This window comes from Paenibacillus sp. DMB5, assembly GCF_001517085.1.
Taxonomy (GTDB): domain Bacteria; phylum Bacillota; class Bacilli; order Paenibacillales; family Paenibacillaceae; genus Paenibacillus_AQ.
In genome coordinates, this window is sequence record NZ_LRAC01000135.1 from 70,921 (window position 1) to 81,807 (window position 10,887).

Annotated in this window: 8 protein-coding genes and 1 rRNA gene; 4 read left to right on the top strand and 5 right to left on the bottom strand. The window is 50.6% G+C overall.

The features are described 5' to 3' along the window. The first annotated feature begins 57 nt into the window (after nt 1-57). Both AWJ19_RS21130 and AWJ19_RS21135 read left to right on the top strand, forming a co-directional pair. Nucleotides 58-687: a hypothetical protein gene (locus AWJ19_RS21130; protein WP_068726787.1), complete on the top strand. Its 630-nt coding sequence runs from the start codon at nt 58-60 to the stop codon at nt 685-687. A 243-nt stretch (nt 688-930) separates the two neighbouring features. Then, nucleotides 931-2,805 carry an ATP-dependent DNA helicase gene (locus AWJ19_RS21135; protein ID WP_241781828.1) on the top strand — a complete coding sequence of 625 codons (1,875 nt, stop codon included), beginning with the start codon at nt 931-933 and terminating at the stop codon, nt 2,803-2,805. 41 nt (nt 2,806-2,846) lie between these two features. Here the strand turns inward: AWJ19_RS21135 and phnE (AWJ19_RS21140) are convergent, their stop codons facing one another. From phnE (AWJ19_RS21140) to AWJ19_RS21155, 4 genes are all read right to left on the bottom strand, one after another. Then, nucleotides 2,847-3,653 (bottom strand): phosphonate ABC transporter, permease protein PhnE, encoded by an 807-nt coding sequence (gene phnE / locus AWJ19_RS21140; RefSeq protein ID WP_068726790.1) that lies wholly within the window; start codon nt 3,651-3,653, stop codon nt 2,847-2,849. A gap of 15 nt (nt 3,654-3,668) precedes the next feature. Next, nucleotides 3,669-4,484, bottom strand: a complete 816-nt coding sequence (phnE, locus tag AWJ19_RS21145; RefSeq protein ID WP_068726792.1) for a phosphonate ABC transporter, permease protein PhnE — start codon at nt 4,482-4,484, stop codon at nt 3,669-3,671. Then, on the bottom strand, nt 4,474-5,259 hold the full coding sequence (gene phnC, locus AWJ19_RS21150) for a phosphonate ABC transporter ATP-binding protein (protein ID WP_068726794.1): 786 nt from the start codon (nt 5,257-5,259) through the stop codon (nt 4,474-4,476). The genes phnE (AWJ19_RS21145) and phnC overlap by 11 nt, the downstream gene beginning before the upstream one ends. Nucleotides 5,260-5,361: 102 nt before the next feature. Further along, on the bottom strand, nt 5,362-6,444 hold the full coding sequence (locus AWJ19_RS21155) for a phosphate/phosphite/phosphonate ABC transporter substrate-binding protein (RefSeq protein WP_068726803.1): 1,083 nt from the start codon (nt 6,442-6,444) through the stop codon (nt 5,362-5,364). A 208-nt stretch (nt 6,445-6,652) separates the two neighbouring features. Between AWJ19_RS21155 and AWJ19_RS21160 the strand changes: the two genes are divergently transcribed. Both AWJ19_RS21160 and AWJ19_RS21165 read left to right on the top strand, forming a co-directional pair. Then, a complete protein-coding gene (locus AWJ19_RS21160) occupies nt 6,653-8,245 on the top strand; it encodes a bifunctional UDP-sugar hydrolase/5'-nucleotidase (RefSeq protein ID WP_068726795.1) in 1,593 nt (530 codons plus the stop codon). Between the two features lie 416 nt (nt 8,246-8,661). Beyond that, nucleotides 8,662-10,398, top strand: coding sequence for a methyl-accepting chemotaxis protein (locus AWJ19_RS21165; RefSeq protein WP_241781829.1), 1,737 nt, complete (start codon nt 8,662-8,664; stop codon nt 10,396-10,398). Between the two features lie 202 nt (nt 10,399-10,600). Here the strand turns inward: AWJ19_RS21165 and rrf are convergent. Continuing rightward, nucleotides 10,601-10,717 (bottom strand): 5S ribosomal RNA (gene rrf, locus AWJ19_RS21170). Between the last annotated feature and the right edge of the window lie 170 nt (nt 10,718-10,887).

Here is a 10,887-nt window from a genome sequence, read left to right on the forward strand (position 1 = left end):
TTCGTTTTCTCAGGATGCTCAGGACCGTCACCAGAGAGGAATACAGCAGCTCCCCAAGTGTCCGAAGGAAGCACAAATATCCTCCTGTCTGATGCTTCAGAAGGAACAGTGAGGGAAGATACCGTTTTTATCAGCACTGCGATCGGATGGAAGTCTGTATACCGCTATAAAGGAATGTTCAGCGAGGATACGGAGCTATTCAAAACAACTGATGGCGGCAGTACCTGGATCAAGATTGCTGACAGCAGCCAGGAAAGCAGCACATTGCCCGGCGGGGTCAAATCGGGATTAACCTTTGTGAATGATCAGAAGGGCTGGTTCACAGCAAACGCACCATGGGAAGGCAGGGTGGGATTGTTCATTACTACCGATGGCGGGGTTACCTGGTCTGAAGAGCGGCTGGAAGTTCCATCTATTTTGAAGACCTCTCAAATTGATGTGTATCCTCCGTTATTTTTTACAGAGAAGCTAGGAATTTTACCCGCCCGTCCTGAAGACAAAGCTCATTCTCTGCTATACATTACTAGTGACGGCGGGAGCACCTGGCAGCCGTTTTTGGATCATAAACAGGATCAGTATGAAGGTATAACGTGGGTTCTATCAGAGGGTATCCTATCAGCGGAATATGCTGGACATTCATGGGGATCCAGCATCATGAGCGGCGGTAAATGGTCTTCTCATTCCTGAATTAGCCTTGACTCCCAAGCCCCTATCAGAGATAATTACAATTTGACCCAAAAAATCAATCTGCCGGCAGAGGCGCATTGAAACAGAGAAGGGGCGATTGTCATCAGCTGGTTAAGTGATCTTTATAAATTACAGAAACGGGAGCAGAAGAAGGACATCGAGCCCGCTCTGGTCAATGCCATTTTCCGGATGTATGACCGGTTTCCCAGGATCGGCCTGAGGGAACGGACCGGGCAGCAGGATATGTCGCTGGATATCGCGGAGGCGTATATTAACGGGCATAACGCGATGATCGAGGCCGGGGTCGGCATCGGCAAATCTTTTGCCTACCTTATACCCGGCCTGCTGATTAACCATATCTCGCAGCAGCCGGTCATTATCGCCACCTCCTCCATCCAGCTCTCCGAACAGATTCATAAGGATCTGCGGGTGATCGGGAGCCGGCTCGGATTTACCACGGTACGTTCCGTTGTCGGCAAAGGGATGGGGCAATATGCCTGCCGCTACAGGGCCGGGGGACTGTCCAAACCTGACGATGCGGATTCCCCTTTGCCTAAACTGGTAGAGCAGATTTTGAATTATGAAATAGATGAGCGGGCAGATATTCAGGGCGGCATCAGCGATGCTGTATGGTCAGAAGTATGCGTGAACGACTGCAAATTTGAACAATGCCGCTACAAAAGCACATGCACCTTCTATGAGATGAGAGCCAAAATTAACGCCAGAGTGGGCGATATGGACTTCATCATCGTTAACCAGGACCTGCTGATCCGCGATCTGATCAAGAAAAAGGAAGGCACCAAAGGCTTAATCACCGAACGGCCGGCCCTGATCATCATCGATGAGGCGCATAACCTGGAGGCCAAGGTCCGGGATGCCATGACGCTTGAATTCACCTTCCGGGTTGCCTGCCGTGTGCTGGATGACGCTCTGCAGATTCTTTTTAAGCAATGCAGGGATAAGAGCCTGATGACGCAGGTCAAATTTATCAAAAGCTGCCTGACCGGCATTTTCAAGCAGGTTGAAACGGATTTGCTGCATACCGCCAAACAGGATACGGACCGGGTCAAGGTATCACAGATCCAAGGGGTTCCGTTTAGCCGGGCAGTGCAGGTACTGAAGGAATTCAGTCTGAGCCTTTCGGTGTTAACGTCACGGCATGAGCGGGAGATTGATAATGCTTTTGAAGCGGTGAACGGGCTCATTGCTCTTCTGGATGTCCTGTCCGGCGCGGAGGATAACTACCTGATCTGGGCCAGCAAAAACAAGCGGGAAGCCACCGTCAGCATCTGCCCCAAAAACATCAGCCAATTCCTCAAACATACCTTATTCAACGGAAAAACCTCTGTCGTGCTGACGTCAGCAACGATGTGCCAGGGCGGCGATACGCTGGAGGAGCAATACGCTTATCTGACCCAATCCCTCGGCTACCGTGGAGATTATATGGAGCGCCAGCCCTCCCCTTTTGATTACGACAGCCACACGATGATGTACATTTCGGGCAGTGTTCCCTACTACAACCATGAGAACCGCAAGGATTATCTGGAGGCAGCTTACAAGGAAATGCTCCAGCTATGCAATGTAACGGAAGGTCGGACACTGGTGCTGTTTTCGGCCAAAGAGGATATGAAGTACGTGCACGAGAAGCTGCGCTCCGAAAAGTTGGGCTGGGCGCTGCATATGCAGAAGGAAGGCTCGTCCCAGGACGAGATAATCGCTAGCTTCCGGGCCAGCAAAGGCGTGCTGCTCAGCACCGGCGTCTTCTGGGAAGGGATCAATATCGAGGGCTCCGACCTGTCGCAGGTGATCGTGTTCCGCCTGCCTTTCCCTGTTCCGGCCGATCCTGTCTATGAATATAAGGCGTCGAAGGCAAATAATCCGTTAAAAGAGGTCTTCGTACCGGACATGCTGCTCCGCCTGAGACAAGGTACAGGACGGCTGATCCGCAGTGAAACCGATCTGGGTGTGCTCAGCATCCTTGACTCCCGCCTGTCCGCTGCCGCACGGAAGGACTACCGTTCCAAAGTACTTGAGGCTTTGCCGTTTAAGCAGGTCACCGAGGATTTCCGGGTACTGGAGCGGTTTGTGAAGGCGAAAGGCATAAAGCGCAGTATGTAAAAAGAGGACAAGCCCGGCGGATTAACGCCGGGCTTGCTGCATTATCCCTTAACCAGCTTCGCACGGACCCGGTTAGAGAAATATTCAATGATAAGGATAAATATGACCAGTCCGATCAGGATCGAGCCGACCTGATCCCACTTATAGCTGCGCATGGCGAAGATGAGCGGTGCCCCGATGCCTCCCGCGCTGACCATCCCCAGAATCGAAGCCTCGCGCATATTCATGTCAAAGCGGTAGATCATCACCGACATGAATACGGACAGGAGCTGCGGCACGATGCCAAAGCGGATTTTTTCAAAGGTGGTACAGCCGACGGAGGTCATCGACTCCAGCACCCGCGTATCAAGCTCCTCAATCGCATCGACATAGAGCTTGGCCAGCATCCCGATCGAGGTTAAGCCGACAGTCAGTACCCCGGCAAACGCCCCCGGCCCGGTAACCCGGATGAACATCAGTCCGTACACAAGCGCCGGCACGGTGCGGATAACAATCAGCACCAGCCGGGTAACCCAGGATACAGGCTTTGGTACAATGTTGGAGGCTGCGAGAAAGGCAAGCGGTACTGCCAGTACTGCGCCTACAATTGTCCCGAGAAAGGCAATGGCCACCGTCTGAAGCAGCAGATACAGTACACTTTGCTTTGATACGTTAAATAACAGCTCTGTATCCGGATGAGTAAGTCCGTAAACGATATTTTTGGCAATCTTCAGACCGCTTTGTTCGATTTGATTAAAGTTAACCGCCGTCAGGGACCACACGAACAGTACAGCGACGATGGCTGCGATTGTCCACAGATACCGCTGGTTGCGGGGAGCAGCTGCCAGCTGCTTCTCTATAATATTCATTGCTGCAACGTCTCCTTAAATAAGCTTCTTACGGAAATGCTCACTGATGCTCTCGATCAGGGTTACCGTTACAATCAGCACCAGAATGATCATTCCGACTGCGGGATAATCACGCCAGCCGATGCCTTCATTCAGAATCAGCCCGATGCCGCCGGCCCCGACAAACCCCAGAATGGCCGCATACCGCACATTTCCTTCAAAGCAATACAGGGAGGTGGAGATGTAACCGGGGAGCACCTGCGGCATTACGGCAAACCGGAAGGCCTGCAGCCGGGTCATCCCGAGCGACTCCATCGCCTCAAAGGGTCCCATGTCCACATTCTCAATCTGCTCGTACAGCAGCTTGCCTACATAAGAAATGGTAAACAGCATGATCGCAACCGTCCCCGCCATTGTCCCCAGGCCGAACACAAAGGTAGCGATTAACGCGGATACCAGAGTCGGCAGCGTGCGGAGCAGGCTGAGCACCACTTTGCTGATGAAGATAATTACCTTCGACTGGATGATATTGGAGGAGGCAGCCACCGCAACGGGCAGCGCAATTACTGCGCCGATGATGGAGCCGAGGAGCGACATCTTGATCGTGTCCAGCAGCGGAGTCCAGATATCAGACAGGCTGCTCCAGTCCGGCGGAATCATCGCCAGTACGATCGTAAAAAACTGATGAATCCGCGTAAACAGCACTTTGAAGCTGAAGCCTGTAAAATCTGCAGACAACACCATACACACAGCCAGAATGAGGAATACCAGCGGTGTACGCGACCGTTTCTGCAATACGATTTTCCCGGAGGGGAGCACGATTTTCTTCGGGGGAAAAAGTTTATCGTACATAGGCCGACTGCTCCTCTATCGCTGCTTTCTCCGCTTCCCATTTTCCTCCGTAAATATCCTGCAGAATCTCCTGGGTCACCTGTGAGGTCACGCCGTCAAAAACAACCTCACCCTTGCGGATGCCGATGATCCGGTCTGCGTATTCAAGAGCAATCTCCACATGGTGTATATTCATGATCACGGAGATGTTCATCTCCTTATTGATCCTTTTGAAATCATCCATCACAACACGCGCCGTAACCGGATCAAGCGAGGCAATCGGCTCATCCGCGAGAATAATGTCCGGATTCTGGGCGAGGGTACGCGCCAGGGCAACACGCTGCTGCTGACCGCCGGACAGCTGATCCACCCGGACGAAGGCTTTGTCCAGAATACCGACCTTGTCCAGCGCCTCCAGTGCTTTGATCTTGTGCTCCTTCCGGAAAATTCCCGTCACCTTCCGCCACATTGGAAGCCCGGGAACGAAGGATACCAGAACATTGTTAATTACTGTTGTGCGGGTTACGAGATTAAACGACTGAAAAATCATCCCGATCCGGCGGCGGAATTTACGGATATGCTGTCCTCTGAGACCCGCTACATCCACCTTATCAACGATGATTTTGCCGCTTGTAATGTCATGTATACGATTAATGCAGCGGATTAAAGTCGATTTGCCGGCACCGGACAGGCCGATAACCGCTACAAATTCTCCCTGCTCGATTGTCAGATTAACATGATTAAGGGCTGTAGTGCCGTTCGTATAGGTTTTGGTTACATCGACAAATTGAATCATGGGGCACTCAATCCTTTAGTGAATTTTTGGAAAGCAACAAAAATGAGAGCATCATGAAATCATGATGTTCTCATTCAGGTGTTCACGCCTATGGTGAAGCTGTTATTTCATGCTCCGGATCAGTTCCTGCGCCTGACGTTCACCGTCGTAATCAGAAGACTGGGCAACCTTGTAACCTTCATGAGAGTAGATCGCGATAACTTCCTTGCCTTCAGGTGTTTCAGCAATTTCCATGAACGATTCCTGCAGCGCTTTTTTCAGCTCATCGTTCATGATCGGCGAGTTCTTGCTTACGCTGACGGTGTCATTGTAAATCGGCTGCGTTACACCGATTACGTTCGTCTGATCCCAGATCGGGCCAGTACCGCCGTACTCGGTTGTCCACTTCTCTTCATTGTCACGGCGGGCATCTGCAAATGCGACAACAATATCAGCCTGTCCGGCAGCAAGGCGGGCAAAGGAGCTTCCGTAAGAATCGGACTGTGTCACCTTAGCCAGGTCAGTCAGGCTCTTGCCGTATTTCTCCTGCAGCCACAGTGTCGGGTAGATGTAGCCTGCGGACGATGAAGTAGACATTACAGCCCAGGTAGCACTGTTCAGGTCTTCCCAGGTCAGCTCTTCACCTTTGTTCACTTTTGCAGCCAGCTCTTGTCCCTTTGCGGAAGGACCTGCAATGAGCAGTGAGCGGTAATAGGATGCCTGCTCCGTATCCAGACCGGTAGTCGGCTTGTTATCATTCCAGTCCTTCGGATTGTCGGAATCGTTGGACAGCGCTTTGCGTGTTGCCGTCAGAATCACTTCTGCACCGTCATCATACAGCGTATATGTACCGCCCGGAATCAATCCGACATCTGTTGTTCCTGCGCTGAGCGCCTCGCCTACTGCTTCGTAAGTAGTGCCTACATCAATCTGCACATCGCCCACTGTAAAGCCTTTTGTATCCAGCTGCTTCTTCAGCAGCTCTTTTAACGGCTCGGTAGCTGTTATAATCTGATCCGGATCTTTGGAAGGGACAAAGCTTACTTTCAAAACATCAATGGCTGTGCTCGAAGCAGGCTGCTCTGTTGCCGCCGCACTATTGGCTGCTGCCGAGTTGTTAACATTTCCGTTATTAGCCGCATTGTTATTTGCGCTGCATCCTGCCAGCAGTCCGATTGCCAGTACCCCTGCAAACAAGTGCTTCATTCTTTTCTTCACTTAGAGAACCTCCGCTTTTTCTCGTCTTGGAATAAGACTGTATTTTTTGAATGCTTAACCACTATATAATTCAATTGTTAAATAGCTGACATAGAAATGTAATCGCCAGGATAAAACTCACAGGGACTAGTAAATCCGTAAAATCGTGTGATAGAATAGTCCAATCTTTTGAGAAAAGCGGTAAAGGAGCGTAATGATGTCTTCTGAGCAATGTGAAGTGGTGCTTATGGAAACCAGTGACCTGCACGGATTTATACTTCCAAGCAGCTATGCCTCCCGCAGCGGGGTCCCCTACGGCCTGGCACGTACAGCAAATATCATCCGGGAGATTCGCCGTACATATCCGCATACTCTGCTGTTCGATAACGGGGATTGTCTGCAGGGTACTCCTCTAACGTACTACCATGCCAAGGTGAACAGCCTGCTGCCGAATCCGGTAATCGCCTGCTTGAATGAGCTGCGTTATGACGCTGCCGTTCCGGGCAATCACGAGTTTAATTACGGTCTGCCTTATCTGCGGAATGCCGTGGAAGCTTCAGACTTTCCGTGGTTATCCGCCAATATCGTGGACGCAGCCACCGGACAGCCCGCGTTCGGTAAGCCCTATCGTATATATGAAATGGATAATGGTGTACGGGTCGGTGTTCTGGGACTGACCACCTCCTATATCCCGGCCTGGGAACAGCCGCAGCATATTACAGGTCTGCTGTTCGAAGATCCGGTGAGCACTGCACAGAGTTGGGTATCTGTCATGAAGACTGTGGAAAAAGCAGATGTAATCGTGGTGTCTTACCACGGGGGCTTTGAGCGTGATCCCGAAACCGGACTGCCGACAGAGCCGTTAACGGGCGAGAACGTTGGCTATGCTCTCTGCGAGCAGGTGGGGGGCATTGACGTATTGCTTACAGGCCATCAGCACCGTGCCATAGAGAACTGCAGCATCCACGGTGTGTGTGTGGTTCAGCCCGGAAATGAGGGCAGATATTTAGGCAAAATCACGCTGCAGCTGGAGCGGCAGCCGGAGGGCTGGAGTGTGGCCGGCAAAAAGTCGGAGTTAATCTCCACTGCGGAGTATGAGCCGGATCAGACTATACAGGAGCTTGTGAAGGAAATCGAGGAGTTGACGCAAGTCTGGCTTGACCAGCCGTTCGGCTTTGTGGACGGGGATATGACCGTTCGCTCCCACGCCGCTGCCCGGCTGCAGGAGCATCCGCTGATTGAATTTATTCACCGTGTACAGCTGGACAGCTCTGGCGCAGAGATATCTGCGGCAGCATTGTTCGACAATATAGCGCCCGGCTTCGGGGAAATCATCACGATGCGTGAAATCGTGTCCAATTACATCTATCCCAACACGCTGAAGGTGCTGCGGGTCTCTGGAAGTGACATTAGAGCAGCACTGGAGAAATCTGCAGAATATTTTGAGTTAAGCGCGGAAGGCCAAATTATCGTAAGTCCGGCTTACCTGTCGCCCAAGCCACAGCATTTCAACTATGACATGTGGGAAGGGATAGAATATGAGCTCGACATCTCTAAACCGGCCGGCCAGCGGGTGACGATGCTGCAGCGGAACGGCCAGCCGCTCGGTGCAGACACGGAATATGACGTCGTCATGAACAACTACCGGGCATCCGGGGGCGGTAACTTTACGATGTTCCAGAACAAGCCCGTCGTTAAGGATATTCCGACTGACATGGTTGAGCTGATTGCCGATTATATCCGCAGCCGGGGCCGGATCACAGCCGGGGTTAATTCTAACTGGCAAGTTGTGGGCGGATTAACGGAGTAATTGAACAAGGAGACACCCTTACAATTTTAAAGAGCCGTACTTAACACACATTAAGTGTTTAGAACGGCTCTCTTTTAAACTACGTTCAGCCATGAATAGATAAAAGAGCTCTGCATTTGTAAAATCGAGCCTATTGTAATGAAAGAAATACAAAAAAGGCAGCCTGTATGAAGCAGACTGCTCATTCCCTAAACTACTCCGCTTTTAACGCGGCTTGCTGCCGCACAATCATCTCATACTGGCTGGCGTCTGATTTCTTCTTTTTTTTCCAATGCCTGATAGCCTGATAGAATGTCAAATTGTTCTGTCTTGAATAAATTTTAATATATCAAATTTACATAGCTACAATTCACGGCGAAAGGTGTCGATATACTATACAGACATTTATATTTTGCACAAAGTTGAGGAGTGGGGAAATGAGAGACAGATGGGGAAATATAACGGGGAGAATGAAGCTTACTATCCGGATGAAATTGCTGGCCGGGTTTCTGATCGTAGGAGCACTGCTTGCCTTTGTAAGCATATTTGCTTTATCCCAGATTCAGGATATGTCCAAAAGTGCGGAAGAAATTGATCAGAGCCAGATGCCCAGTGTCAGCCTGATGGGGATGATGAACGGTGATATCTCGGACATAGAACGCCTGGCTCTTGGCATTATTGTTGAGACAGATACAAATGAGATTGCAAAAATGAATGAGGCCTTAGAGCAGCTTCAGGTCAAAATTGAGGGGGAACGCAAAGAGCTAATTTCGCTTCTTAAGGGCAATACTGAAGCGTTGGCATTGTATGATACCTTCAGCAAGAATTATGATGCCTACCTGGCTAATATGCCTGCATTTATCGAACGCGGTATGGCTAACGATTTCGGCGGAGCCAGCAAGCTGCACGCAGAGTCCTATCCGTTATGGTTTACTGCCAACGATACGATCGCCCAGCTGATCACATTAGTCAATGAGTTATCCAAGCAGGCGACTAATGATTCATTGGAATCCGCAGAGCAAGCCTTTAATATTATATTGGCAGTAACGGTTATCTCTCTGCTGCTTGCTGTAATAATTGCCTTCTTCATTGCAGGCATCATCTCCAAACCCATCCAGAAGCTGAATGCATCGGCGCTGCTGATTGCCAACGGGGATTTGTCCGGTAAAACCATAACACTTAAAAATAAGGATGAACTCGGCACACTCGCGGCCTCCTTCAATACCATGACCGGCAACCTGCGTGCCATGATAGAATCCGTTTCCACGACTTCCGAACAGGTAGCTGCTTCCTCCGAAGAACTGCTGGCGAGTGCAGAGCAGAATACAAAAGCATCCGAGCAAATCTCTGAAACCGTCGAATTGCTGGCGGCCGGTACAACGGAGCAGGTGAACATAGTGAAACGTTCCTCCCAGGCGATGAACGAGATGTCCCTTGGTTCTGAACAAATTGCCCAGCTGGCCCAAAGCGTATCTGTCTCTGCTGTGGATGCAGCGAATCAATCGGCTGAGGGCAACCGGATTGTCCGCCAGGCTATAGAACAAATGGGATCTATCCGTACGTCCATAACATCACTGACAGAGCTGGTAACCGGGCTTGGAGAACGATCTGCAGAGATTGGCAGTATCACCGGGGTAATTAATAATATTGCCCGTCAGACCAATCTCCTTGCCTTGAATGCGGCCATCGAGGCTGCACGTGCGGGTGAGCATGGCCGGGGATTTGCGGTTGTGGCCGGAGAAGTACGTAAACTGGCCGAGGAATCTTCATTGTCGGCACAGAAAATTACTGATCTGGTTCAACTCATTCAAACTGACACGGACCAGGCTGTAGAGGCTGTAAAAGTGAACAGCAGTGAAACGGAAGCGGGAATTGAGATGGTCACTGCAGCAGGTCAAGCCTTCGAGCAAATCTCAGAAGTAGTAAGCAAAGTCGCTGGTGAAATTCAAGAAGTATCCGCCGGCTCGGAGGAAATGTCAGCCGCTACGGATGAATCGGTCCGGTATATGAGTGAGATCTCCCTGATTGCTGAGGAATCATCAAGCGGAGTACACAATGTATCTGCTGCTGCAGAAGAGCAGCTGGCCTCCATGGAAGAGATTGCCGCATCAGCAGGCGCATTGTCCAAGATGGCAGAAGAGCTGCAGGAACAGATCAATAAATTCAAAGTGTAGTTTACCTTATATGTGATGGACACTGTTTAATTAAGCCGGGGAGAAATCCCCGGCTTTTGCATTCCCTGATGCAGTAAGTCTAAGCTTAGAAGTGTCCGGAGATCCCGGCAGGCAGGTAGTGAGGGAATAAGAGAACGTTATGCTATTCCAGACATCTCCGGGTAAAACAAAAAAGCATCCCTTAAGGGATGCTTTTTTTCGTGCTTGGCGGCGTCCTACTCTCCCGGGACCCTTCGGTCCAAGTACCATCGGCGCTGGAAGGCTTAACGGTCGTGTTCGGGATGGGTACGCGTGGAACCCTTCCGCTATCGCCACCAAACATGATTTTTCGAAGCTTACGCTTCTCGAAATCGCTGCAGAAAATATCAAACCATCGGTTTAACATCCTGCCAGGCTTGATCACCTGAAAACTGAATCCGAAACGAATCTGCGATTTAATTATTGGATAAGCCCTCGACCGATTAGTATTGGTCAGCTCCATGCATTGCT